The sequence below is a fragment of the Streptomyces rhizosphaerihabitans genome (genome assembly GCF_025399795.1).
GTDB classification, from domain to species: Bacteria; Actinomycetota; Actinomycetes; order Streptomycetales; family Streptomycetaceae; genus Streptomyces; species Streptomyces rhizosphaerihabitans.
In genome coordinates, this window is sequence record NZ_JAODTZ010000016.1 from 22,864 (window position 1) to 46,521 (window position 23,658).

A 23,658-nucleotide genomic window follows, 5' to 3' on the forward strand; every position below is an offset into this window, starting at 1 on the left:
GCGCGATTTGATGGGGATGAAGACGACTTCAGAGGACTCAACGACAGCTACCGCGATATCGAACACACGTGTTTCGGCCGCATCGGATTCCGTGCCTGGCAGGGAGGCCGGACGCGGCTTTCGGGGATACGGGGCCCGGCGTTCACGAGCCGATGGCCGAATCGCCGCGGATGATACGTATGTGACGGATGGGGTTTGCTCGGTGGCCTGTGGAGGGTCGCCCCGGAACGGTGCCGACCTCAGACGCGGCGGGCGGCGACACGCTCAGGGGTGGGCCAGCGGACCTCGGACACCCAGCCGAGGCGTTCGAGGACGCGGATGACGGCGGCCGACGGGTCGATCTGGCCGCGGTCCACACCGTGTCGGGCGCTCGTGGGGTCGGCGTGGTGGAGGTTGTGCCAGCTCTCCCCGAACGACAGCAGGGCCAGCGGCCACAGGTTGGTGGCTCGGTCGTGGCGCCTGGTGTGGAAGGGGCGTTCGCCGATCATGTGGCACAGCGAGTTGACGCTCCAGGTCACGTGATGGAGCAGTGCGATGCGGACAAGTCCCGCCCACAGAAGGGCGGTTACGCCGTACACCCAGGTGCCGCCGATCGCCCAGCCCAGCCCGAACGGCAGGGCCAGGGTGAGGACGCACAGCGCCGGGAAGGCTCGGGCGACGGTCCGAATGTCCCGGTCGGCGAGAAGGTCGGGGGCGTAACGCTCCGGCGGTGTGCGGTCGTTGCGGAAGAGCCAGCCGATGTGCGCGTGGAACAGCCCGCGCAACTGGCCGCGCAGATGCGTGCCGTAGCGGTACGGCGAGTGCGGATCGCCGGGCCGGTCGGTGAAGGCGTGATGGCGGCGGTGCGTGGCGACCCAGTCGATGACGTCACCCTGGAAGCTCATCGACCCGGCCACCGCGAGCGCGATGCGCACGGGGCGGACGGCCCGGTAGCCGCCGTGGGTCAGGCCGCGGTGGAAGCCGACGGTGACGCCGAGGCCGGTGACCGTGTAGAGGACGGCGGCAATCACCACGTCGGCGGGATGGATGAGGCGTCCCCACAGCAGCCACCCGGCCAGGCCGAGCGCCACGAACGGCAGGACGACGATCATCGTCGTCACCGTCACGTACACCCGCTCCCCGCCGTCGCGCGCGGGGAGTGCCCCGTCCGGTGGGAAGGGGGATGTTCCGTCGTAGAACTGGGGCGGCGATGGATCGTTCGACGGAACGGCCGTCGTGGATGTGCTGGACACGGGCGACATGGGGAGCTCCTGGACCTCGGTGCGGGTGGCGCGCCGGGGTCAGGGGGGACTGCCCCTGTGATGGGAAATCGTGAGAGCTGGACCGGTCCGGACAGCGGCGTATGAAGCGTCCTCGCTTCCTTCACCCTACGCCCGCACGTCCGGAGCGAGGCGGTCCCGACCACGCGACGACCGCGGCCGGGCCGGATCCCTCAGGCGGCTTCCGCGGCCGGGGCCGCGTTCCTCAGGAGGCCTCCACGGCCGCCTTGATCCGCTGGCCGAACGCGTTCGCGTCCTTGCGGGCCGCACTCAGCGCGAGGCTCACCAGGAGCTTTCCGATGCCATGGCCCTCAAGGACGTTGTAGATCCTGACACGGGTTGTGCGGTCGCCGGTGGACTCGAGGTCGTAGCCGCCCTCGTCCGCTGTGACCGTGTTCTTCGAGACTTCCGTCCAGCGGATCCGGCGGGGCGCCTCGAACTCGGTGATCCGGAACTTCCGGCCCGTCTTCATGCCGGCGTCCTTGACCGTACTGGTGAAGATCGTGCCCACTGCCGTCGGCCCCTCCGGCGTCTTCGTGATCGCCTGCACCCTGGGGCTGAACTTGGGGTCGTTCGTGCCGGCGGCGAGGAAGGCGAAAACCTCCTCGATGGGGCGGTTGATCTCGGTTGTCGCCTCGAACTGACCGGACACTGTTCCTCCTGTGCTGCGATCACGGATCGCCCGCTGAGGGCGCGCGGACTTGCCGCGCGTGCTCAGCCTAGGGGGCAGGAGCCCCACCGGCGCGTCGCACGGACCCATTCGTACGGTGACCGACACAAAGAACGGAAGGAACAGGAGAGGGGAGTGGGGGTCGGGTGGGCGATACCCGTTCAGATCTCCGCGCGAGGGCCCCGCACGTTCAGTGGTCGAAGCTGTCGGTCAGGCGCACGGTGTAACCGTCCTCTTCCATCAGGACGACGGTGACACCGAAGGGGTTGGGATGGTCCAGTTCCATCGGGGTGAAGGCATAGTCGACGGCGGCCCGAACGGGCGGCGGAAGTTCGCCGCCCGGCTGGGGCGCGGGAGCCGGCTTCCAGTCGAGGGTGGCCGTGGACTCGCCCGTGTCCTCGGAGCCGGCGGACGAGAACTCCTCGGTGTAGGGGAACTGGTGCAGCACATGACCGTCCGGGGTGGCGCGGACCATGTTCAGACAGGGAACGGGGCCGACAACGGGCAGCTCACAGGTGGTGGCGACCTCATGGGTCTCCCAGGCGAGAACGATCTCGTCCGCGCAGGCGGCCGCGGCGATGTTCGACAGCGCCGCGATGCCGGTGAGCGCGTCGGCCCCGGGCTTGGCCGGGCGGACCCAGATCAGCCCGACGAGCTCGCCTCGCACCAGCGGCATGATGACCGGCCGGGGCGCCGCGCCGTCGCGTACTCCGTTGACGTAGGTGCTTTTCATCGAGCCGACCAGCGTGTCCCACGTTCGGGTGTCCACGGAAGCCCCCTTTGCCGCTGTTGCCTTCGATCGCCATTGACCCTGTCACGCGGGGCGTCTCCGTGTCAGCGGGATGTCCGGCACGCGACCCCTTCGGTGCCCGCCGCTTCGGTGCCCTCCGCCCCCACACGTACGTAGATCGTTCACGAGGGCGTCCTTTAGGCTCGATGGGGTGCAGCGCGTGGAAGTCCTTCAGTTGCTGGTCTCGGCCGTGCACCGTTTCGAGGGCCGCCCGAGCGAAGGTGCGCCGGCGCTGCCCGACGCCGATCTGGTGACGACGGCGCGGGTGCGTGCCGGACTCGGAATCGTCGGCGACCGCTACTTCAACCATCCGGCCCACCGCGACGCGTCGATCACCCTCATGTCCGCCGAGCGGTTCCCGCGAGGTCTGGCCGCTGATGCCGACCTCCGGCTGACCCGGCGCAACGTCCTCCTGCGAGGTGTGGACATCGACGCGTGTGTCGGCGCCACCGTCTCGCTGGACTGCGGTACCGGGCCCGTGCTGCTGGCCGTACGCAGTGCGGCCAGGCCCTGCGCGTGGATGAACACCACGCTCGGCCCCGGCGCGCAACGGGCGCTGCGCGACCGCGGGGGAGTCCGCTGCCGCCCGCTGTCCGACGGCACCCTCATCGTCGGACCTGCCGTGTTCACGGTGGTGGAGCCGGCACCCGCGAAGGACTGACCGGCGGATCCGGTCGCCACCCGCGAAGAGCCGGTCCGCCGGCGCTTGTTCAACCAGTTGGTTGACCAAAGCGCGGGCCGGTCGTACGGTTGTTAAACCGATCGGTTGAATAAGTGGGTGAGAGGTGGCCGACGACCGGCTGTCCCGGGTGTTCTCCGCCCTGGCCGACCCGACCCGGCGCGACATCGTGGCCAGGCTGGCCACGGCGGATGCCACGGTCAACGAACTGGCGGAGCCCTACGACGTGACCGTGCAGGCCGTGTCCAAGCACATCAGGGTGCTGGAGGACGCCGGTCTGGTCAGTCGCAGCAGGGACGCTCAGCGTCGGCCCTGCCACCTCGAGGGTGAGGTCTTCGACCTGATGACGAAATGGATCGAACGCTACCGCCGTGAGGCGGAGGACCGTTTCCGTCGGCTCGATGCCGTCCTCGAAAAGATGGAGGAACAGCCGGTGAAAGGCGCCTCGGCGAAGAGGGCGGCATCGTGAGCACCGCGAACGCGGGCGATCGGCACGAGACGCGGATCGTGGCCGACCCGGCGCTGCCCACCATCCTCATCACCCGGGATTTCGACGCCTCTCCGGAGCGCGTTTTCAGGGCGTACACCGATCCTGATCTCGTCGTCCAGTGGCTCGGCCCGCGCCGGCTCACCATGCGCATCGACGCGTACGAGGCGCGCAGCGGTGGCTCGTACCGCTATGTGCATCGCGAGGCCGACGGGACGGAGTACGGCTTCCGCGGCGTGTTCCACGAGGTGCGTCCCGACGAGCGCATCGTGCAGACCTTCGCCTACGACGGCTTCCCGGACGGCGTGAGTCTGGAGACCACCGTCTTCGAGGACCTCGGCGCCCGCACCCGGGTCACCACCACATCGCTCATGGGCTCCATGGACGCCCGCGACGCGATGATCAGAAGCGGCATGAGACGCGGCGTCCGCGAAGGCCACGAACGCCTTGACGAACTGCTCGGCGACCGCCGGAGCGGCGACGCAGGATGACGGAACGAGACGGAGGGCTTGAGATCATGACGAGCGCAGCCGATGAGCACCGAACCGTCGCGGGGGTCTTCACGGACCGCGTGCGCGGAGTGCGGCCCGGGGCATGGGACAACCCCGCGCCGTGCGAAGGCTGGGTCGCCCGGGACGTGGTGCGCCACCTTGTCGAGTGGTTCCCGGACTTCCTGAAGGCGGGCGCCGGAGTCGAACTGCCGAAAGGCCCGTCGGTGGACGACGACCCGGTGAAGGCCTGGACGGTGCACAGTGACGGAGTGCAGGCCCTCCTCGACGATCCGGCCACGGAGCACAAGACGCTGTCGAACCCGCACATCGGAGAGCTCCCGCTGGACCAGGCGGTCGACCGCTTCTACACCGCCGACGTCTTCATGCACACCTGGGACCTGGCGCGGGCCAGCGGCCAGGAGGAGCGCCTCGATCCCGGCAGGTGCGCCCAGCTGCTCGACGGGATGCTGCCGCTCGACGATGTGCTGCGTATGAGCGGGCAGTACGGGCCACGGGTCGAGGTCCCCGAAACCGCTGACGTGCAGACTCGCTTGCTCGCCTTCATCGGACGCGAGCCCTGAGAGACATCACCATCCTGATCACCGTTCAGGCTGATCACCCCCGGCCGGATCGCCACCCTCCTGGTTCACGGTCCGGCCGGTTCACCGTCCGGTACGGGCCGTGGCATCGCGGGCGGCTGCCGGGTCCGTTCCGCCGCCCCGGACGGTCGGTGGCCCGTCCGGACCGCTCCCGCCGATCGCCGTCAGCTCGGCCGCGAGCGTCTGCAGCCAGCTGTCGATGTCGACCAGCGCGGGCAGTACGGGGGCCGGGGTCGCGGAGACGACCTCGGGGGGAAGCGGGGTCGGCCGTACCCGTACGCCACCGGGCGGGAACGCGGCCGCCTGGTCCATGGCTGTGGCAAGTTGCCCGACCGATTCCCGCGCCCACCGGACCGCGTCGGGCGGTGCCGGACCGTACGCCTGCCGGGGCAGCCAATGGGATCCGATCTCCGCGTGGGTGGCGCAGTTGAGCGCCAGATGCCAGTCGGGTCCGCCGTCGACGGGATATCTGCCGCCCTCCGTCCGGTACTGCGCGTAGGCGCCCTCCGCGATGCGGAGCCGGTGCCGAGTCAGCCGCAGCGCCTCCTCGGCCGCACCGTCCCGAGGCCGTGGATCCCCGGATGTGCCGGACGCGCAGACCGCGGCGACCACGGTGACCTGCACCAGGGGCCCCACAGCACGCAGCAACTCCGCCACACTGCGTCTGACCTCGGGGCGGGCGCCGGCGGGCCAGGCGAGCACACCGCACACCAGCCCGATCGCGCAGCCCGCCAGGACGTCGAGCAGCCGTGTCTCGGCCAGCCGCCAGGTTGCCGGAGCGAGCTGGCTGAAGGCAGCCGAGACGACCAGGGTGAACAGCCCCTGCGCCCAGGCCGGTCCCGCGATCGGTCCCACGGAAAAGGCCACGAACATCGTCGGCACCAGGATGACGGCGTACACGTTGACGGTGCCGCCCGCCTCGAAGATCAGCACCCCGGCGGCCAGCGCGCCCAACAGTGTGCCGACCGCCGCCGAGCGCACCGTGGACCAGGTCGCTCCGGCGGTCGTGCGACCCAGGGTCAGCACGGCCAGCAGCACCCAGAAGCCGTGCGAGAGCTCCAGGGCTCCGGCCACGAGACGGGCCGCGCCGAGCCCGAGAGCAGTGCGTACGGCGTTCTGGAACAGGACCGAGCGCAAGGTGAGATTGCCGGTCAGCCGCAGCGCCAGGAGCCGTGTCGTGGGTGGCTCCGCGTACCAGAACTGCTCGGCAGGCAGCCCCGCCGAGTCGCGACGCCCACCGATCGCCACGGCCACCGCGGCCTGAACGGTCAGGGCCGAGGCCGCGGTGGTCAGCAGGTCGGACCGGCATTCCAACAGCCGATGCGACGCTTTGGCATCCGTGTCGAGCCCGGTCCCCGACGGTCGTCCGCGTACGGCGACGAAGTCGGCGACCATCTCCTCCAGGGCCTCGGGTCCTGGAACGGCGCGCGCACCACGGAGGGCTTCCGCCGTCGCGGCGCATCCGGCCGCGACCCCGCGCAGCAGGGCCTCGGAGGGCGGATCCCCGGCCGTCGCGGACTCCGGCCGCTCGGCCATCCGGGCCAGCTGGTCCAGTACACGCCGTGTCGCGGCTCCCGCCTGCGCCAGTCCGCGGTCGGTGCGGCCCGCCCCGGTCGGGCGGGAAGCCGGTGGCGCCTGCTACAGGCGCAAGGACAGTCCCTCCTCACGCAGGCGCCGTGCACGCTCGGGACCGTGACGGTGGCCTTGAGCCGCCGCGCGCGCCGAAGCGGCCGCGAGATCCAGGGCGGCGGCGATCCGCGCGCGGTACGGCTGAACGGGTGGGGCGGGCAGGAGCAGCAGCTCGCACAGGACCAGCAGGGCGACACCGGCGAGAAGGCCGACCAGCCGCTCGGGCAGGGTGTCCGGCGCGTACGGCGGGAAACACGCGAGCACGTAGAAGAGCAGCATCCCCGGGACTGCACTCGCCGCCGCCGGTCCGTACGCGGCGGCGAAGGAGACGGTGAAGCCGATCACCAGCATTCCCGCGACGGCGGAGGCGGTCGTGACGGCGAGAGCGGTGCCGAGGGCTGTCAGCGCCACGGCGACCGGCAGCACGAACAGGACGGTACGTGCCCGGTCCCGGCCGCTGCCGGGGATCGGGGACAGGACGCCGAGGGCGATCGGCGCGAAGAGGGCGTAGACCGCGACGACCGGCTGGTCCAGCGGGTAGAGGGCCGCGTAGAAGCCCGCGGCGGACGCGACCGTGACACGGGCGGACTGCCGGGCGGCCCGTACGCGACCGGGGGAGGGGGGCCGCTTCGGCATGGGCGCTTCCTTCCCCGACGCCTCCCCGGGCCCGTCCCCGCCGTACGTCCATTGTCGGCCGGGACCGGGTCACGGGCAGCACGACTGTCCCGGGCCCGGTCCCTGCCCGGAAAACGGGGACACCGTTCGGACGGCGGCCCGAGCCGGAGCGGGCGGTCGGCGCACTCCTGTGACACGCTGGGGCCCACGCCTCGCCGGACGGACCGTGCGGCTACGACTCCGCCGGGCCGCATCCCGGGGCAACCTCTGTCGCGCCGCACCGCCGACTGATGGCGCCGCACGGCCGGACGGTGGCTCTGCTCAGGCCGACTGATGGCTTCGCTCCGGCCCACTGATGGCTCTGCTCAGGCCGACCGATGGTTCTGCTCGGTTCGGGCTACGCCTTCGCATCGGCCGACCGGTGCCTCCGCTCCGGGTGGCCGTGAGTCTGCCGTGGGTGATGGCCGCAACAGCGAGGCGTGGTACGGCAGTTGTGCGAGCCGGGGCCGAAGGACGGCCACCGGCACGCCGAGCCCGTGACACGGTCCGCAAGCGCGTCGTCACCCGCCGGGGGAGTGCACACCGTCTGGTCAGGGGTTTCTCTATCCAGGACGCGGGTCAGCGCATAACATCCGGACGGGAACTCACCCAAAAGGCCTGCTGGGGCAGCCTGCTGGGGTCCGAACCCTACCCCCGGCCACCTGTGACATCTCCGCCTGCTCAAACGTTCAGTCCCGCACGAAGGAACCATCAGTGAGCGAAGCCGGATCCTCCGGAAGAGTCCAGCCGGCTCATGCCGGCGATCCCTCCCGTATAGGTCCGTACCGGATCATAGGTCGTCTCGGTGCCGGAGGCATGGGTACCGTCCATGCCGGAGTGGCGTCCGACGGAATGCGTGTGGCGGTGAAGGTGATTCACCCCGCGCAGGCCCAAGAGCCCGAATTCAGGGCCCGTTTCAGGCGCGAAGTGGAATTGTCCTCCCGTGTCACCGGCCCGTACCTGATCCCCCTGCTCACCGCTGACGCCAACGCCGAAAACCCCTGGCTGGCCACCGAGTACGTCGCCGGACCGACGCTGAACCAGCAGGTGCTCGCCCAAGGACGGCTCGCCGGAGCGAGTCTGTACGCTTTCGCGGCGGCCACCGCGCAGGCGTTGGCCGCCGTCCACGCCGTCGGCGTGGTGCACCGCGACGTGAAACCGCAGAACGTCATCCTCACGTCCTCGGGCCCCTGCGTCCTGGACTTCGGAATCGCGCACGCCGCCGACGGCACCAGTGTCACCCGTACCGGAGTCATGACCGGTACCCCCGGCTGGATCAGCCCCGAGCAGTACCGCACGGGGGCCACCGGGCCCGCGGGCGACATGTTCGCCTGGGGAGCGCTCGTGGCCTACGCGGCCACCGGAAGAACCCCTTTCGGGACCGGCACACCCGATGCGGTCGCGTTCCGCGTGTTGTCGGGTGCTCCCGACCTGGACGGTGTCCCCGCGCCCCTGCGCGGGATCGTGCAGCGGGCGCTGGCCAAGGAACCCGGGGATCGTCCCCAGGCTGCCGATGCCGCCGAGGAGTGCTTCGAACTTCTGGGCTCCCAGGTCACCCAAGTGATGCGCGCGGACAGGTTGTTCACGCGGGCCGAGGACATGGTCACAGCCGTCTGGGACCTACCCGACGCGAACGATCCGGTGTGGCCGCAGCCCCCGAGACGTCCACGACGACCATGGGCGGGCATGACCGTTGTCGCGGCAGCGGTCGTCGGGGGCCTGATCGGCGGAGTCGTGGCCCTGATGCCCGGCAAGGCGGAGGGCATCCGCCACCGAACCTCGAGCGCGGCTTCCGCTTCCGCTTCGGCTCACTCCTCGACCGGATCCCCGCAGCCGTCCGCGTCCGCGGAGAAGTCGGCGGAGAACTCGGCGGCGGGTACGGCGGCGAGCACGGCGCCGAAGCGGACGCGGGCCGCGAGCGACGGTTCGGCGAGCGCGGCGAGCTGGGCCGAGGCGCGGTCGGCACGGGGCGAGGGCGAGCACGACGTGGCGCGCGCCGTCCTGCACGACCAGGATGTTCTCGTCCAGGAACTGGGCGCCGGTATTGATTTCGGCCCGAATGCCGTGCGGTTCCAGGCATCGCGCGGAGAGGTGTACCTCTCGTACCGGCTCTCCTCCGACGAGCAGGAAACGATGTACGCGGAGACGAAGGTCGCCGGTCTGATGTGCCGGACGCTGAGGGATGTCGTTCTGCGCCTGCACCCGGAACTGCCGTACCGCACCTACGTCATGGTGAAGGAAACGACGGGCCACGACCCGGAGGTGACCTGGGACGACGACTTCCTCACCAACGCGCGGTGCACGTCGGCCGCAGACAACGACACCGGACAGGCTTCCGATGCCGGCCTGGGCTGGGAGCCGGACGAACAGGGCCTCGGCCAGGCCATGATCCCCAGTACCGACAGCGATGAGATCGACATCGCGGACCGCGCGACCAGGAAGATCATCGAGCGGACCAACGGGATGCGCACGACGCTCGGCACCGATCGCCTGCTCGGCAACGCGGAGCTCAAGATGGGCTTCGACCCGGGAAACTCGGCGATGTACGTGTGGTCGGACTACGTCACATGGGACCAGGGGCAGGTCGCGACCTGGGCGGACATGGCGGCGGGCGAGGCGTGCCGGGCTCTGGTGAAGCAGCGGGACAGCGCGGGCGATCTGTGGCCGTACTCCCGCTACGCCGTGGCGGAGAGGGGCGACTCCGGCTACCTGATGATCCGTTGGGGTACGGCGGGCGCACTTGCCGACTGCCCCGCCTGATCGAGGACCGCCCGAGGACCGCCCGAGCGCGACCGGGGTTGACCCTCGACCTGGTCGAGGCCTCAGGGTTCTGGGTGTGGAGAGCGAGATGCGCAGCATTGGTGAGATGGCCAGGGACAGCGGCCTGAGCGTGAGCGCCCTGCGGTTCTACGACCGTGGTGGTGTGCTGGTCCCCGCCTGGGTGGATCCGGTGAGCGGCTACCGCTGGTACGGCCCCGAGCAACTCGAAGAAGCCCGGTTGCTGGCCCGGTTGCGCCGGGCAGGCATGCCGTTGGCGGACATCCGCCTGGTGCTCGCCGGCTGGTCCAGCGAGGACACCGACCTGGTGCGCAAGCTCCTTCAGGCGCATGTACGCCGTCTTGAGGTGGGACTGTCCGATGCCCGCAACGAGTTCTCCACGCTCCGAGCACTCCTCGAACGCAGGGAGAAACCCATGACTTTGCCCCGCACCGGCGCCGTCCGCCTGTCCGTCTCCGCGCCGGAACTCGCCGCCGCGCTGGACGCGGTCCGCTTCGCCGCCGGTACCGATCCGGAGCTGCCGATGCTCGGCGGTGTCCTGTTCGACATCGAGGGAGAGACACTCGGCGTCGTGGCCACCGACCGCTACCGGATGGCCGTCGCGCAGGCCGGCACCACCGGGCACGCCGATACCCGCGTGCAGGTCATCGTCCCGTCCCCGCTCGCCGACGCGATGCGGGCCCTGCTCAGCGGTGAGGAATCCGTCCAACTCGCCGTCGACGGCGCCCGTGTGACGCTGGAGAGCGGAGACCGGCAGACGGCCGGCCAGTGCCTCGGCCACGACTTCCCCGACTACCGCCGACTCGTCCGCTTGCCGGCCGGCCGGCGCGCGCTGGTCGATGTGGCGAACTTCCAGGAGGCGGTGGAGACCGGACCCGTCCGGCCGAGCGAAGCAAGCGGACCGGACGAAACGGCCGCGGACCTCAGTTTGCTCAAGGTGACGGCCGACGGAACGGTGACCATAGGCGTAGACGGTGACGACGACCAGAGTCTTGTCGCCGTCAACCGCGAGTACCTGCTGCACGCGCTCGCCGCCGGAGCCCGGGACCGACTGATCCTGGAGATCGGCGCCCCTACCGCGCCCATCGCGATCCGACGGCCCGACGACGAGGACACGTTCTCCCTGCTGATGCCGGTCCGTCTGGACAACTGAGCCGAGCCTGCGCTTCCGCCGCTCACTCCTGGTCAGCCCGGACACAGCGGCGGTCGCGCGGTGACGACCGCCGGGCGCCGAGGTGCGGGCTTCCCCCTGTGTCGCCGGACGGGGCAGGGGGAGGGTGCACCGGTGACCGACAGGGCCATCGGTGACCGGCCCCGCGCCGGCCGTCAGGGAACTTCGGGACGCACGAGCGCCCTGGCGAAGGGCTCCCCGGTACGTCGGGCGTACGTCATCCGCTCGCGGACCTCGCGCAGGGTGCGAGGGCGGTAACCGGGCCCGCAGCAGCAGCTCTTGTGGAAGCGGACGCCCGCGTGGAGCAGGACGGAGAGTGTCCTCCAGGTCGCGGTGTCCCGACGCCGGGGCGGGGCGAAGGCCGACCCCACGTGGATCAGCGGCTCGGCGCAGCGGGGGCAGATCCGCTGCGGCCGGTACGTGTCGTACGGCTGCTTGTACGAAGCCCGGCAAGGCAGGCAGACGTACGAGGACTTCGAGGGGGACATGGTGTCAGGGTAGGCAGCGTGTGCGGAGAACGCGACGGGTTTGTCGCGCGGCGATCACTGACGGTCAAGTCACCTGACTACGCGCCGGCGACGGGTCCGGTTGCGCGCCTGTTCACGTCTGTCCCGACGTCGGGTCCACGAACACCGCCAAGCAGCGGAACTCGCCCCCTGCACCCCCCAGTTGTGCGTACGTGCGCCAAGCAAGGGAGTACTCGCCGCGCAGTACACGGGTGTTGGGGGCGTACGTGCCCTCGGCCCACAGGAGCGTGCCGCTCAGGCTGCGTCCCTGGTGGATTCTGAAGTCGTCGTCCCTGGTTCGCGCGCGGCCTGGCGGCTGAGGGTTCCACAAGGACGACTCGTTCGTCACGAGCAGCGCGAGGCCGTTCTGGTCCGCTCGGTCGCAGAAGCGTTCCAGCCTCTCCACGTCGCGTACGAAGTCCCGCCGCGTCACGTCCGGTGCGCCGTGGTTCCGCAGGTCGTACTCCTCGGCGGGTGTTCCAGCGGTGCCTGACCACCGGCGGGTGACGTATTTGAATTCGATCGCCGTACGACCTGCCGGTCCCAGGCACAGCAGGTCCAGGTACTCCGCCTGGCCAGGCCGACGTACCGGCACCTCCAGACGGGACCGTACGTCCGGCGCCAGCTCCCACAGAGCCCGGGCAAACCCGTGCTGGAGATCGGCCTCGGAGTGGAATACCGGCCTGTGCGTTCGTAGATGGGCGAGGACGTCGTCCAACGGGACCTGGCCCGCGACTGTCTCGAGTGAGGTACCCGAGGACGGGGGTGTCGGCGTGGTCACCGGGCCATTGAATACCGCCCACCCTCGCGGGCCAAGCCGTCAGCCGGCCCGGCCACGTACACGCGCAGTCGTCCTTTGATCCTGGTGGACGGTTGTCGGCGACCAATCCCACGATGCTGTACGAGGCAGTGCTACGCGATACTCGTCAGGTGGAGTGGTTCGAGCAGGCTCAGGCAGCGGAACAGCGGCGGGATTGGGATGCGGCCATCGCGTTGGTGAGCGCCCACGCCGAGTGCTATTCCACCGATCCCTACAGGCACAACAGCCATCTGTGGCACATGGATCTGCTCGCCCGTGCGGAACGGCTCCCGGAACTCACGGAGCGCGCTCTCACGGATGTCCACGCACGTCGGAGACTCAACACATCGCTTCGCGAGCGGGGGATGGAGTCGGCGCTGCGCAACCGCGCCGAAGACGGTGATCGTGGGGCCTTGTACGTCCTTGTTCGGCTGCTGTGCGAGACGAGCCGGACCAAAGAGGCCCAACGAGCGGTCCAAGACCTCGGCCCGGACGATCAGTACGCACAGCAGGTCGTGGCCCGCTTTCGATCGCCATCGAGCGGTGCACAGTGACACTCGGCACCTGCCCTCTCCGACCTCACCAACCGGGGCCGCTCGAAGCCCGCATGCTGGGTCCGTTGAGCAACGTCACAGCCACCGCGGCGTGATGTGCGTGATCAGTCGAAGGGATTGGGTTCGGCGTGGTGCCGCGCTTGCGCCGCCTGCTCGCGTTGAGCGCCGACGGATGGGAAAGCGGCGATGCCCTCCTCGGAGCGGCCGTCTCTGATCAGGAGCTCGGCCAGCTCTGGGGCCGCTCGAGATTCAGTGGACGCTTGGAGCAAGGAGATGGCCTCGTCTACGCGTCCGGCTTCTTCCAGTAGTCACGCGGTCGTGGTGTCCCTGATCGACGATGCCGTCGAGATCGGACGGCCCACCTTCGTATCCCCCCGAGCGCCCGCTCCTGCCACTCAAGATCCCCGCTGTTCATGGCGGGAGCATGCGAACGCCTAATGACATCACCGCATCGTCCCAGGCGCGAGGACCGCGGCGCATCACCCGAGTACGCCCCAGCGCACGGGTGATGCGCCTTGCGGCGCACCACGCACTGCGGCATCGTCGGAGGTGATCAACGGCGGCCTCATCTGCTTGGGCGCCACCGGAACCAGTAGTCGAGTCCGTCGACCCGGTAGCGAGCGCCGGCATCGAACCGCAGCTCGCCCACAAGCCGCTGCGCGGTGTCCGGCGCCTGGCGGTGCGGCGCCAGCAGCAGGTCCAGTTCGTCGTAGCGGGCGTCGACCCCGACCTCGCCCGGGTGGCTCTCCAACGCGACCGTCCCCGCCAGGTATCGCTGGTTCCACCTGGCGAAGATCGCCCACTGCTCGCGCTCCCACTTCACGGCAGCCTTGCTCGCGGGCCAGACACTGTATTCGTCGGCTTCGTCGGCGAGGGCGTAGTGGTAGCTCTGGAAGTAGTGGGGCTTTCCACCGATGTCGGCGAGGCCCGCTCGCGGTCCGTCGTACCACTCCAATTCGACGTGCGCACGCTCGAAGCCGTCCGCGATCAGCTGCTCTTCGTCCCAGGTCTCAGCCACGTGGGCACACTACCGACGAGCCGTCTCAGCTCCCATGATCACGATCTACGGCCGGAGTACCGGCCCGGTGGCGGTCCGGTGGGTGGCGCGCCGGTGACGAGCCGGGGGTCTTGGCGTATGTGCAGCCATGCGCCGCCCGAAGTGGCTCAGTGGCCGATCGCCCGTCGTCACCACCATGAACTGCCTTACGTAAGAACCCTGTTGGTGGCATTGACAGGGGCGCGCCAAGTCGGTTCACTGCCTTGAAGAAGGTACGGACCAGGCTCGACCGCCGCCCGCTCGGCCCGTCACAGGGCCGTCGGCCCCGGCCACGCTCGCCGACCGGCATCCCCCATCGTGAAATCGAGGCGAGTTCCGGTGTCCTTGCGCAGCGCCGACATCGTTGTCGGATCACGGTTCCTCAGGTTCCTCCTGGCTGCGGCCGTTCTCGCGTGTGCGGCAGTCCTCCCGGCCGCGACGCCCGCGGCCGCCGCCACCCAGGTGTGCGTACTGGCCTGCGACACGCTGGATCCCTCGTTGGCGCGGCAGGAGAGCTTTCCGGTACCGACCAAGGACCTCAACGGCCGTCGCCTCGAACTGCACGTCACCGACGCGGACGACATGGCGTGGGCCAGCATCGACGGCGGCGTGACCGGCGACTCGGTGTGGCTCGACCGTTCCTGGGACGGCGGCGCCACCTGGGAAGGACTGCTCGGCAAGGCCGCCATCCCGGGAACCTGGACCGGCACCAGAACGCTGATGTACAACATGACCGATCCCCGCAACCACCGACGCGGGCTGGTCCGGGCGTGCGGCGACGCCGCCGCCGTCGGCTGCACCGGCTGGGCCTATCCCACCGTCTGCGACACGCTCTGCGACCGCACCGACGCCGGCCAGGCGGCCGGTGACAACCAGCCGGTGCCGTCCACTACTCTCTACGGCCGCACGATCCGGTTGCACGTCGACCAGAAGAACTCCATGGCCTGGGCGAGCATCGAATCCGGTGCAGGCGGCGACGAAATCTGGCTGGACCGTTCCTGGGACGGCGGCTCGACCTGGCCGGACGGTTCCTCCCTCGGCCGCACCGCAGTCCCGCAGGGAGCCGCCGGCACCCGTACGACGATGTACGCCACCCGCGATCCGCGCGGCCTTCTCTACGGCGGTGCGGTCCGCGCGTGCGGCCGCGAGGCCGGCCACCAAGAGGGCGGCTGCACGGTGTGGGCCAGGCCCACACCGACCAGGGCACGCGCCGCGGCGGACGCGCTCATGTCGTCGTACGACCCCTACAACGGCTGGTGGCCCAGCAGTTGGTGGAACTCCGCCGCCACTCTCACCTCGCTCGTCGACTTCGCCAGGACGACCGGCACGCACGACTACGACTGGGTCATCGCGCGCACCTACGATCAGAACAAGGGCGCCTTCGCCGCCGGCGTGCGCAGTTCGGACGCGATCGAGGGTCACTTCATCAGCCGTTCCATCGACGACTCGGGCTGGTGGGCCATCGCCTGGCTCGACGCGTACGACTACACCGGCGACTCCCGCTATCTCGACGAGGCCGTCACCATCGGCGGCTACGTCCAGCAGTACTGGGACCCCGGCACCTGCGGAGGTGGCGTGTGGTGGGACCGGGAACGCACCTACAAGAACGCCGTCACGAACGGCCAGTACCTCTGGCTGACCACCGCGCTGCACCAGCGCATCCCGGGCGACATGGTATGGCTTCAGCGAGCCAGAACCGCCGCCGCCTGGTACAGGTCAAGCGGGATGATCAACTCCTCCGGGCTGGTGAACGACGGGCTGACCTCCACCTGCGCCAACAACAGCGGCACCGTGTGGAGTTACAACCAGGGACTGGCCATCGGCGGTTTCGCCGAGCTGTGGAAGTCGACCGGGGACGGTTCGTTGCTGGCCACCGCGCGGACCCTGGCCGATGCCGCCATCAGCAGCCCGACGCTGACCCGGGACGGAGTGCTCACCGAGTCCTGCGACGTCGGCTCGGCGTCCTGCGACGACAACCAGAAGCAGTTCAAGGGCATCTTCATACGGAACTTCGCCGACCTCGCGAAGGCCACCGGTTCCAGCACCTACCAGGGCTACCTCCAGAAGCAGGCTGACACGCTGTGGGCCCAGGACCGTAGCTCCCTCAACGCCCTCGGTGAACGCTGGGCCGGCACCCTCCCCAACCAGACCGACTGGCGCACTCAGGCCGGCGCTCTCGGAGCGCTCACCGCCGCCGCGGGCTGACGACCGGTTCGAGGAGCCGCCGTATGCGGAGCCCTGACCTGCCCTGACCTGCCGTGATCAGCCGCCGAGACGGTTCAGTAGCCGCCGTTCTGTGACGATGGCGAGGTCTTGGTGATCTGCTTGCCGTCGGTGCCCAGCACGTACCACTTGGCGCCGAAGGCGTCGAGCCCCTGCCCGTTGGTCTGCCCGGCCTTGGTGTCGTCGATGAACGTGTAGAGCGGGTGCCCCTTGTACGTGACCTGCTTCGAGCCGTCACTGCGGGTGATGGTCGACAGCAGCTTGCTGTTGACGCCGCCCCCGGCGGTCGGCTTCCCGTGCGCCTTCAGCGGTGGCCAAGCCTTGGCGCAGTCCCCGTTGCAGGTGGACTTGTTGGTCTTGTCGGACTGGAAGAGGTAGAGGGTGTGCCCCTTGCTGTTGACCAGGATCTTGCCGAGCGGACCGGACTTGGTGGACACCGTCGCGGAGGACGAGGCGCTCACCGCCGATCGCGCGGCCTGTACGCTGCCTGCCGAACCGTGGCTGCTGCCATCGGCGTACGCCACGGTGGCCACGGACACGAAGAGTGCCGTTCCGGTGGCTGCGATGAATGCTCGGGTGTGGTACTTCACGAGAAGTCCTCTGGCTGTGATCGCCTCGGAGTGTCTTGCGGCCGTTGCACTTCGGCGCGCGTCGCGCACCTTCCATTACACGCCAGAATCGACAACCCGGCCACAGGACCGTCCCGTCACCACCGCAGGCCCGCGGTGCGCGCGCCTGCGGTGCTCTCTCTGACCTGATCTTGCACTTGTGCGGCGTCGTATGGATTGGTCCGTCGCTCCCTCCATTACCGTGTTCGTATCCCCGTAACGGGGTTACGGCCTTCGGAGTTGGGGTCGTCCGCCGCAGCCGACGGATCCGGCCAGGCCACTCGCCGGCCCCAACCCGGTTCGCCGGCCAAGCGCGGAGAGACAGGCCCGGAGGGGTTCGGGGTCTGCGCCGAACGGCCGACGAAGTGGGTGCGCTGCAATGCGACTTCGGCCTCGGGGATCAATCGAACCGTGGTCGGCGCCCGGTCCCGGGCGAGGGCCATCAGGAGCTGTGACACGCTCATCGTGAGGTAGGCGGGCAGACCCAGGATGCTGGCGAGCAGCAACCGCAGCGCCGGCGCCGGCTTGCCGACTACCAGCGCATGCCGGGCCCTCTCAACGACAGCCCTGTATCGGCCCGGGAAACGTCGGTGTGTCCCAGGGGGAAGAGTTCTTGCGTCGATCCCTCGGCCGGAGGCTGCCGGGACGTGCAGCGAAAAGAGCCCGCCTTCCCGTCCCCGCTGTGCGAGTCGCTGGTGCCGCTGCCCTCCTCGCTGCACCCGGCCTATCCGCCGCCGTCCCCCTCCGTGACGTCCGGCGCCGCCGGGTAATGACCAGGAGACGCACAAGCGTCCTGTCCGGCTCCCCCCACGACCTGACCGCCGCGCGTGAACACGACAGCATCGACGCGCCCGCAACGGCAGGGCTGAACTGCTGGGCGGACAAGGCGTACCAAGGGGCCGGCCGCCATGTCCGCGCACCTTTCCGGGGCCGTCGGCTCAAGCGCCGGAAGCGACGGCACAACAGCACTCACGCGACTCGCGGCGGCCGTCCAGCAGCAGCCCCCGCAGATAGCAGTCGCCCTCGGCCCGCTGGTCCTTGTGCGGCACCGAGGCGAACGCATCAGCGACGAACAACGCCAACGTCGCCCGGACACGGTTCACTTCATGGGCGTCCACACGCACGACATGCTCTTGGCCAGTACTGACAGGAGACCTGACGGAGTCCTACTGGGCGCCGCCACCGCCGCCACCGGGCCTGTCCAGGGTGATGTCGTCGGCGTAGTACCTGCCCTGTGCGTACCAGCCGTGCACGTAGATCGTCGCGCTGGTCTGGGAGGCGCCTGTGGTGAAGGAGACGGTCAGTGGGCTGTATCCGGAGGGGGAAGTGGTCCAGGTGGAGGCACCGCCGTTCACGCCCAGGTAGACGTTGGAGCCGCGGACCCAGCCGCTGAGTGAGTAGGTGGTGTTCGGCCGTACCGCGATGGTCTGGTTGCACTGCGCGGTGTCGCTCGAACTCACCGTCCCCTGGAGAGCCTTGGAGCCCGCGTGGACGGGGGCGGAGACGATCGAGCCCGGGTTGCCGGTGCAGCTCCACGGCGAGAGGCTGCCCGACTCGAAGCCGGGGTCGGCCAGGACGTCGGCGGCCCCGCCTGTGCCCGGGGCGGCCGGCGTCGGGGCCGCCGACGCGCTCGCCGAGGGCGCGGCCGGGGTGGCGTCGGTGCGGCTGGGGATCAGGAGGGAGCAGCCGAAGCCGACGACGGCCGCCGCGACGACCGCGATCACCGCGGCCGCCCGGCGCTGTCCGGGCCCGAGGCGCGGGCGACCTGCGGGACGCGGCGGGCTGGCGTCGCCGTCGGGTGCGGGGAGTTCCTCCGTATTGCCGCCGGGGACAGGCGGGAGTTCCTCCGTCTCGCCGCCGGTCCGGGTGTCCGGGACGGGCGCGGCCATGGTCTCGGGGCTGCGGTAGTCCTTGTCCTGGCGTATCTCGTCGAGCAGCTGGGCCAGTGCGTCGGTGCGGCGCGGGCGCAGCACGCGGATGGGCTCCAGCGCCGGGCGGTCGTCCGGTGAGTCGGACGCGGGCGGTGTGGGCACGGCGCTCTCCTTCCGTCCCGTGGCAGAGACCTGAGCTGTCCCTCTGGAATTGATACGCAACGCCCGCTCCGGAGGTTCAGCCGACGCCGAGTCCGGGGAAGCCACGCGGGTCGCCCGTGAGGTCAGGAACAGCCCTACGTCGATCGGGCGTTGACGCGGGCCGGTCCGAAGTCCTCGACCTTCATGCGCGCGGCGTTGGTGCCGCGACGGCCGTAACGCATGGCCCTCGGCTTCTGCGTGTTCCGGTCGTGCCGGAGGAGCAGGTCCACTTCCCTGATGGCGGTGCCGGGGAGACCCGGCCGGCCGGTCAAGGGCTGACCAGGATGGCCCGCTCCTCGTCGGTCTTCGAGGGTGCGATCTGCAGCAAGGGGACATTTCGATGCTCGGCATTTCGACGCATCCGACGGAGCCGGCGCCCTTCACCGTCCCAAGGGCGACGAGTTTTTCGGCGAGGAGCGGCAACGGCCAGGTTGGCCCTGACAGCCGCGGGCAGCGGGGTGATGACGGCCTGGCTGGTGGTGGAGGGCGGCTGCGGGGGAACCTCGGGTCCGGTGTCGGCGTCGGCTGCCTTGCGGGCTTGCCGTAGCCGTCCGGGTAGCCCTGTTCCTTGATCTCCTCGCCCAGTTTCCAGGCATTGCCGCTGGTCACCGATGGTGCTAGCGTCTGCCACGCGCCTTCCCTTCTCTTGCTGACACTGGAGTAGACGGACGCAAACGGCCCCCGCTTCGGTAGGGGCCGTTTCTCTTGCCGCCGAGCGCTCCCCCTGATCGGCCCGGAAACCGGCGAACTCCTCCACCCCCGGCACGCGCGGAACACGGTCTTGAACCGGTAGTGCCGTCAGCGGTCTGAGAAGCCGGCTCCTGCCGGCGCACCCGGACCTGGACGACGACCCGTCACATGTCCAACAGCCCTTTGTTCAGGCTTTGTTGGTAGGAACTGTTGCGCGCGTCTGTCCGGGGCCGGCACTCAGGGCGGAGCCGTCCCCGACGGTGTGTGGACCTCGCCGTCGGGCAGCCGCAGGTACGGAAACGGCGTGGCCGTTGGGTTCGCGTCGTCATATCGTCTGGATCTCCGGCCGACCGCTCCAGCGGTGGGCCACGTCCAGAGAGCGGTTCCCATGAACAGCCGGCACACGACGACTCTGTGGCGCCCGACGGGCCCAGAAGAGCTGGACCTCGTCCGGGCCCTGGACTGGAGTGCCTGGCCACCTCGACTGCCCGAGCAGCCGATCTTCTACCCCGTCCTCAACGAGGACTACGCGGTGAGGATCGCGAGGGATTGGAACGTCAAGCACGACGGCGCCGGCTTCGTCACCCGCTTCGAGGTCGAATCGGAGTTCCTGCGCCGGTATCCCGTCCGGCAGGCGGGTGGCCGGACGATCCTGGAGCTGTGGGTGCCCGCTGAGGAACTGGACGAGTTCAACGCCCACATCGTCGGCAGGATTCAACTGGTGCACGAGTTCCGCTGAGCGATGGGGTGACCGGGCGGACGCCGAGCGGGCTGGTCCGGCGGTCGGGGAATCATGCGGGACCGGTGTGCCACCCCTCGCTCGACGTGCAACTCTCCGGTTGCGCCTTACGGGGCATTGTGCAACCCTGGAGTTGCATCTGATCGTGGCGATGAAGGAGCCCCTCATGAGCGAGGACCGGATCGAACGCGAAACCCTGATCGAAGCGCCCCTGGAACGGGTCTGGTCGCTGGTGGCCCAGCCCGGCTTCTGGGTCGCCGACAAGGCGAGCCTGCCCGGCACCGTGGCGAAGGAGGGCGAGTCGATGGTGGCGAAGAACCCCGAGCACGGCGACTTCCCGGTACGCGTGGAGAAGGTTCAGCCGCCGACGTATCTGGCGTACCGCTGGACCAGCGCGTTCCCCGGAGAGGAGTTGCGCGAGGAGAACAGCACGCTCGTGGAGTTCACCCTGACCCAGGAGGGCGACCGGACACGGCTGCGCGTCGTGGAGAGCGGGTTCTCGGCGTTGGCCGGATCCGAGGAACTGCGCAGCCAGAACTTGAAGGACCACACCCAGGGGTGGCCCCTGGAGCTCGACGCGCTCAAGAAGCGCGCCGAGCAGCCCTCGCCGTGAGGGAGGAGCGATCCGGTCGCGCCGCCGAGGACGTCGACAGCGTCCTCGGTGCGCTGGCCGACCCGACGCGGCGTCTTCTGCTCGATCTGCTGGCCGAACAGGGCACCGCCACCGCGACGACCCTCGCCGAACGGCTCCCTGTCTCGCGACAGGCGGTGGTCAAGCACCTCGCCGTCCTGGATGCCGCCGGACTGGTCTCCGGCAGCCGGGTCGGACGCGAGGTGCGCTACGCGCTGCGGCCCGCGGCGCTGGACGCGGCTGCACGGTGGATGGCCGCGCTCGCGGCCGACTGGGACCGGCGGCTCGCGAACATCAAGCGCGTCGCCGAGTCGGCGGAACAGGCCTCGCGCTCACATCGGACCGACTGACACGAAGCACTCGCCGAAAGGAAGTACCCATGAATACGACAGGGCTTCGCGCGTCCTACGACAAGTTGCTCGATGCCGCGGCCATGCCCGACCTCGGTGACGCCGACGACGGAGGATGGAACGCCGATCAGATCCTGGCTCATCTGCTCAGCGTCGACGCCGCCGTCGCCGCGGTCGCACTGGGTGTCGTCTCGGGTTCGCGCCCGACCTTCGACAACCGCGTCTCGCTCGACCCCTGGAATCTCGACCGGATCATCGCCGAGCACTCGGGCAGGGCGGACCTGACGGCTCATCTCCGCAGCCAGGTCGCCGTCCTCTGCGGCATCGCCGATCTGCTCAGCGAGCAGGCCGCGTCGGTCCTGGTGCCCTCGCTCCTCCTGTCCAACAACGCGCTCGGGCTGGACCAGCCGGTTCCGCTCGCCGCCCTCATCGACGGCCTCGCCGAAGACCATGTGCCCCGGCACACCCAGCAGCTCCTGGACCTTCGCGTCGCGGTCCCAGGGCGCGCCGTCTGAAGGCCGGACCGTCCGCCTGAGCTGATGGCTGCGGCACGCAAGCGCGACGGGGTCGCCGTGGCGAAGAGGTGCGGCGCGCCTTCCTGTGGCCGGATCGGACCGGAGGCGTGTTACTCACTTTCGGGTGACGGGTGGGTGAGCTGCGGTGACGCGAGAGATGCCCCGATAAGACCTGGATACTGCAGGAGTACGGGAGTTGACGATGACAGTCCATCACTTTTCAGCTTTCCGTAGTTAAAGGCCATATACAGACGCCTGTAACTGATATGTCCGTAATTGGTAACAGCGGTCGGGTGTCGCTCATCTCGGGCGGGGATGTGGAGCAACTTATGAGTCCTCGGCCACCGGGCCGGGACTCGCACAGGGTCGCACCGTGCAGTTCCCCGCAGTTGGGGTGCTCGTACGGGGTGTGCCGGCTCTCGAACCTTGAGGAGCATTCATGTCCGTTTCCACGTCTGTCACGGCCCGCCGTGTGGCGGCCGCGGCCATCGCGGCAGGCGCACTGGTCGGCTCGGCCGCCGTGTCCGCCTCGGCCGCGGAGCCGCGCTTCGAGCGCACTCATGTCGCCATCAGCAGGGTCCAGAGCGACGCGCCGGGCTTTGACGACCGCTCCAGCCGTTCCCTGAACGCTGAGTGGGTGGAAATCACCAACTCCGCATCCCGCGGAGTGAACCTGAACGGCTGGACGCTGTCGGACAGGGACGGCAACCGCTACACCTTCGACGACTACCGTCTGGCCGGCCGTTCCACCGTCCGGATCCACACGGGCTACGGCCGCGACACCAGCCGTGACCTCTACCAGGACCGCCGCAACGAGGTGTGGGACAACCGCTCCGACGCCGCCACGCTGCGGACCGATCGCGGCCGCTTCGTCGACAGCGTCTCCTGGGGCCGGCACCACGACCGTGACCACGGCCGTGACGACCACCGCGGGCACGGCGACGACCGCGGCCACGGCCGTGACGACCACCGCGGCCACGGCCGTGACGACCACCGCGGGCACGGCGACGACCGCGGCCACGGCCGTGACCACGACCGCGGGCACGGTGACCACCGTGGCCACGGCGACGACCGCCGCCATGGCCAGGGTCAGGGTCAAGGACAGGGGCATGGTCAGGGTCAGGGCCAGGGGCATGGTCAGGGTCAGGGCCAGGGTCAGGGTCAGGGTCAGGGTCAGGGTCAGGGCCAGGGCCAGGGCCAGGGTCAAGGACAGGGGCATGGTCAGGGCCAGGGCCAGGGCCAAGGACAGGGGCATGGCCACAACCCGATCCAGGGCCTCATCGGTCACTGAACAGCGCCTGAAAGCACACCCGTTCAGGGTGTACGCGGGTGGCATCCGGTCAGGACGTGGAGATGACCGGCTGTAGCCCCGGGCCTGTTCGGGCCCGGTGAAAGCCACGAACCCGCAGGACTGCATCGCCGCGGAAGACCCGCACCACTCGGTGCGGGTCTTCCGCGTCCGAGCGCGAACGGTCTCCCGTTGCTCCGCCCCGCCTACGGATGCCGACGAGACCCGGTGCGTATCGTCCCCGAGCGCGGTTCGAGCCCTGTTCTCGGCGGACGGATCCCTGAACGGAGGCGTCGGCCGAGGCTCCCGGCGGAGCACACCGACTCCGGGACACCCTCGTCCGCAGCCCGAAGAGGCCCTACGGCGTACGGTCGAACGGAAGAGCGCCGCCACGGCAACCGGGTCCGTGACGCGTACGGATGATCCGCGACCGGCCCGCT

At 69.7% G+C, this 23,658-nt stretch carries 24 protein-coding genes and 2 pseudogenes; 14 read left to right on the forward strand and 12 right to left on the reverse strand.

Annotated elements, in window-relative coordinates:
* Nucleotides 1-239 precede the first annotated feature (239 nt).
* From N4G66_RS17855 to N4G66_RS17865, 3 genes are all read right to left on the reverse strand, one after another.
* Nucleotides 240-1,241, reverse strand: a complete 1,002-nt coding sequence (locus N4G66_RS17855; RefSeq protein ID WP_261705122.1) for an acyl-CoA desaturase — start codon at nucleotides 1,239-1,241, stop codon at nucleotides 240-242.
* Between the two features lie 223 nt (nucleotides 1,242-1,464).
* Nucleotides 1,465-1,911, reverse strand: a complete 447-nt coding sequence (locus tag N4G66_RS17860) for an SRPBCC family protein (protein ID WP_261705123.1) — start codon at nucleotides 1,909-1,911, stop codon at nucleotides 1,465-1,467.
* A gap of 208 nt (nucleotides 1,912-2,119) precedes the next feature.
* Nucleotides 2,120-2,698, reverse strand: coding sequence for a hypothetical protein (locus tag N4G66_RS17865; RefSeq protein ID WP_261705124.1), 579 nt, complete (start codon nucleotides 2,696-2,698; stop codon nucleotides 2,120-2,122).
* A 172-nt stretch (nucleotides 2,699-2,870) separates the two neighbouring features.
* Here N4G66_RS17865 and N4G66_RS17870 point away from each other — a divergent pair, with 172 nt between their 5' ends.
* From N4G66_RS17870 to N4G66_RS17885, 4 genes are all read left to right on the forward strand, one after another.
* A complete protein-coding gene (locus N4G66_RS17870; RefSeq protein WP_261705125.1) occupies nucleotides 2,871-3,380 on the forward strand; it encodes a molybdenum cofactor biosysynthesis protein in 510 nt (169 codons plus the stop codon).
* 124 nt (nucleotides 3,381-3,504) lie between these two features.
* Nucleotides 3,505-3,867 (forward strand): ArsR/SmtB family transcription factor, encoded by a 363-nt coding sequence (locus tag N4G66_RS17875; RefSeq protein ID WP_261705126.1) that lies wholly within the window; start codon nucleotides 3,505-3,507, stop codon nucleotides 3,865-3,867.
* The gene (locus tag N4G66_RS17880; protein WP_261705127.1) at nucleotides 3,864-4,376 is read left to right on the forward strand and encodes an SRPBCC family protein; all 513 of its coding nucleotides are present in this window, start codon (nucleotides 3,864-3,866) and stop codon (nucleotides 4,374-4,376) included. Before N4G66_RS17875 ends, N4G66_RS17880 begins: the two co-directional genes overlap by 4 nt.
* A 26-nt stretch (nucleotides 4,377-4,402) precedes the next feature.
* Nucleotides 4,403-4,957 carry a TIGR03086 family metal-binding protein gene (locus N4G66_RS17885; RefSeq protein WP_261705128.1) on the forward strand — a complete coding sequence of 185 codons (555 nt, stop codon included), beginning with the start codon at nucleotides 4,403-4,405 and terminating at the stop codon, nucleotides 4,955-4,957.
* An 81-nt stretch (nucleotides 4,958-5,038) separates the two neighbouring features.
* Here the strand turns inward: N4G66_RS17885 and N4G66_RS17890 are convergent, their stop codons facing one another.
* A complete protein-coding gene (locus tag N4G66_RS17890; protein ID WP_261705129.1) occupies nucleotides 5,039-6,511 on the reverse strand; it encodes an FUSC family protein in 1,473 nt (490 codons plus the stop codon).
* Between the two features lie 102 nt (nucleotides 6,512-6,613).
* On the reverse strand, nucleotides 6,614-7,240 hold the full coding sequence (locus tag N4G66_RS17895) for a hypothetical protein (RefSeq protein WP_261705130.1): 627 nt from the start codon (nucleotides 7,238-7,240) through the stop codon (nucleotides 6,614-6,616).
* Nucleotides 7,241-7,972: 732 nt separating this feature from the next.
* Here N4G66_RS17895 and N4G66_RS17900 point away from each other — a divergent pair.
* A complete protein-coding gene (locus N4G66_RS17900; RefSeq protein WP_261705131.1) occupies nucleotides 7,973-10,018 on the forward strand; it encodes a serine/threonine-protein kinase in 2,046 nt (681 codons plus the stop codon).
* Nucleotides 10,019-10,106: 88 nt separating this feature from the next.
* Nucleotides 10,107-11,189 (forward strand): DNA polymerase III subunit beta family protein, encoded by a 1,083-nt coding sequence (locus tag N4G66_RS17905; protein ID WP_261705132.1) that lies wholly within the window; start codon nucleotides 10,107-10,109, stop codon nucleotides 11,187-11,189.
* 173 nt (nucleotides 11,190-11,362) lie between these two features.
* Here N4G66_RS17905 and N4G66_RS17910 read toward each other — a convergent pair whose 3' ends face one another.
* Together N4G66_RS17910 and N4G66_RS17915 are read right to left on the reverse strand one after the other, a co-directional pair.
* Nucleotides 11,363-11,695 (reverse strand): deoxyxylulose-5-phosphate synthase, encoded by a 333-nt coding sequence (locus N4G66_RS17910; protein ID WP_261705133.1) that lies wholly within the window; start codon nucleotides 11,693-11,695, stop codon nucleotides 11,363-11,365.
* Between the two features lie 112 nt (nucleotides 11,696-11,807).
* On the reverse strand, nucleotides 11,808-12,494 hold the full coding sequence (locus N4G66_RS17915; RefSeq protein ID WP_261705134.1) for a hypothetical protein: 687 nt from the start codon (nucleotides 12,492-12,494) through the stop codon (nucleotides 11,808-11,810).
* A gap of 113 nt (nucleotides 12,495-12,607) precedes the next feature.
* Between N4G66_RS17915 and N4G66_RS17920 the strand changes: the two genes are divergently transcribed.
* Nucleotides 12,608-13,066 (forward strand): hypothetical protein, encoded by a 459-nt coding sequence (locus tag N4G66_RS17920; RefSeq protein WP_261705135.1) that lies wholly within the window; start codon nucleotides 12,608-12,610, stop codon nucleotides 13,064-13,066.
* 565 nt (nucleotides 13,067-13,631) lie between these two features.
* On the opposite strand, the gene N4G66_RS17925 is transcribed toward N4G66_RS17920, so the two are convergent.
* Nucleotides 13,632-14,084, reverse strand: coding sequence for a hypothetical protein (locus tag N4G66_RS17925; protein ID WP_261705136.1), 453 nt, complete (start codon nucleotides 14,082-14,084; stop codon nucleotides 13,632-13,634).
* Nucleotides 14,085-14,441: 357 nt separating this feature from the next.
* Here N4G66_RS17925 and N4G66_RS17930 point away from each other — a divergent pair, with 357 nt between their 5' ends.
* Nucleotides 14,442-16,307 carry a glycoside hydrolase family 76 protein gene (locus N4G66_RS17930; protein ID WP_261705137.1) on the forward strand — a complete coding sequence of 622 codons (1,866 nt, stop codon included), beginning with the start codon at nucleotides 14,442-14,444 and terminating at the stop codon, nucleotides 16,305-16,307.
* A gap of 74 nt (nucleotides 16,308-16,381) precedes the next feature.
* On the opposite strand, the gene N4G66_RS17935 is transcribed toward N4G66_RS17930, so the two are convergent.
* Nucleotides 16,382-16,915: a COG4315 family predicted lipoprotein gene (locus N4G66_RS17935; RefSeq protein WP_261705138.1), complete on the reverse strand. Its 534-nt coding sequence runs from the start codon at nucleotides 16,913-16,915 to the stop codon at nucleotides 16,382-16,384.
* A gap of 665 nt (nucleotides 16,916-17,580) precedes the next feature.
* On the opposite strand from N4G66_RS17935, the gene N4G66_RS17940 reads away from it, so the two are divergent.
* On the forward strand, nucleotides 17,581-17,703 hold the full coding sequence (locus N4G66_RS17940; protein WP_261705139.1) for a hypothetical protein: 123 nt from the start codon (nucleotides 17,581-17,583) through the stop codon (nucleotides 17,701-17,703).
* Between the two features lie 204 nt (nucleotides 17,704-17,907).
* Here the strand turns inward: N4G66_RS17940 and N4G66_RS17950 are convergent.
* From N4G66_RS17950 to N4G66_RS17960, 3 genes and pseudogenes are all read right to left on the reverse strand, one after another.
* A pseudogene (locus tag N4G66_RS17950) lies at nucleotides 17,908-18,051 on the reverse strand (IS701 family transposase); the annotation flags it as partial.
* Nucleotides 18,052-18,108: 57 nt separating this feature from the next.
* Nucleotides 18,109-18,543 (reverse strand): annotated as a pseudogene (locus tag N4G66_RS17955) (carbohydrate binding domain-containing protein); the annotation flags it as partial.
* Between the two features lie 557 nt (nucleotides 18,544-19,100).
* Complete coding sequence (locus tag N4G66_RS17960; protein WP_261705140.1) at nucleotides 19,101-19,277, reverse strand: hypothetical protein; 177 nt, start codon at nucleotides 19,275-19,277, stop codon at nucleotides 19,101-19,103.
* An 806-nt stretch (nucleotides 19,278-20,083) separates the two neighbouring features.
* Here N4G66_RS17960 and N4G66_RS17965 point away from each other — a divergent pair.
* The 5 genes from N4G66_RS17965 (at nucleotide 20,084) to N4G66_RS45645 (ending at nucleotide 23,221) form a co-directional block, all read left to right on the forward strand.
* Nucleotides 20,084-20,434, forward strand: a complete 351-nt coding sequence (locus N4G66_RS17965) for a hypothetical protein (protein ID WP_261705141.1) — start codon at nucleotides 20,084-20,086, stop codon at nucleotides 20,432-20,434.
* A 166-nt stretch (nucleotides 20,435-20,600) separates the two neighbouring features.
* Nucleotides 20,601-21,047 (forward strand): SRPBCC domain-containing protein, encoded by a 447-nt coding sequence (locus N4G66_RS17970; protein ID WP_261705142.1) that lies wholly within the window; start codon nucleotides 20,601-20,603, stop codon nucleotides 21,045-21,047.
* Nucleotides 21,044-21,415 (forward strand): ArsR/SmtB family transcription factor, encoded by a 372-nt coding sequence (locus tag N4G66_RS17975; RefSeq protein ID WP_261705143.1) that lies wholly within the window; start codon nucleotides 21,044-21,046, stop codon nucleotides 21,413-21,415. Before N4G66_RS17970 ends, N4G66_RS17975 begins: the two co-directional genes overlap by 4 nt.
* A 29-nt stretch (nucleotides 21,416-21,444) precedes the next feature.
* Nucleotides 21,445-21,930 (forward strand): hypothetical protein, encoded by a 486-nt coding sequence (locus N4G66_RS17980; protein WP_261705144.1) that lies wholly within the window; start codon nucleotides 21,445-21,447, stop codon nucleotides 21,928-21,930.
* Nucleotides 21,931-22,369: 439 nt separating this feature from the next.
* Complete coding sequence (locus N4G66_RS45645) at nucleotides 22,370-23,221, forward strand: lamin tail domain-containing protein (RefSeq protein WP_315903651.1); 852 nt, start codon at nucleotides 22,370-22,372, stop codon at nucleotides 23,219-23,221.
* Nucleotides 23,222-23,658 lie beyond the last annotated feature (437 nt).

Bases quoted from the DNA above. Each gene is read 5' to 3' on its own strand.
- N4G66_RS17890 (WP_261705129.1), bottom strand. From the start codon at position 6,511: ATGGCCGAGCGGCCGGAGTCCGCGACGGCCGGGGATCCGCCCTCCGAG.
- N4G66_RS17895 (WP_261705130.1), bottom strand. From the start codon at position 7,240: ATGCCGAAGCGGCCCCCCTCCCCCGGTCGCGTACGGGCCGCCCGGCAG.
- N4G66_RS17885 (WP_261705128.1), top strand. From the start codon at position 4,403: ATGACGAGCGCAGCCGATGAGCACCGAACCGTCGCGGGGGTCTTCACG.
- N4G66_RS17905 (WP_261705132.1), top strand. From the start codon at position 10,107: ATGCGCAGCATTGGTGAGATGGCCAGGGACAGCGGCCTGAGCGTGAGC.
- N4G66_RS45645 (WP_315903651.1), top strand. From the start codon at position 22,370: ATGTCCGTTTCCACGTCTGTCACGGCCCGCCGTGTGGCGGCCGCGGCC.
- N4G66_RS17920 (WP_261705135.1), top strand. From the start codon at position 12,608: ATGCTGTACGAGGCAGTGCTACGCGATACTCGTCAGGTGGAGTGGTTC.
- N4G66_RS17970 (WP_261705142.1), top strand. From the start codon at position 20,601: ATGAGCGAGGACCGGATCGAACGCGAAACCCTGATCGAAGCGCCCCTG.
- N4G66_RS17980 (WP_261705144.1), top strand. From the start codon at position 21,445: ATGAATACGACAGGGCTTCGCGCGTCCTACGACAAGTTGCTCGATGCC.
- N4G66_RS17855 (WP_261705122.1), bottom strand. From the start codon at position 1,241: ATGTCGCCCGTGTCCAGCACATCCACGACGGCCGTTCCGTCGAACGAT.
- N4G66_RS17965 (WP_261705141.1), top strand. From the start codon at position 20,084: ATGAACAGCCGGCACACGACGACTCTGTGGCGCCCGACGGGCCCAGAA.
- N4G66_RS17910 (WP_261705133.1), bottom strand. From the start codon at position 11,695: ATGTCCCCCTCGAAGTCCTCGTACGTCTGCCTGCCTTGCCGGGCTTCG.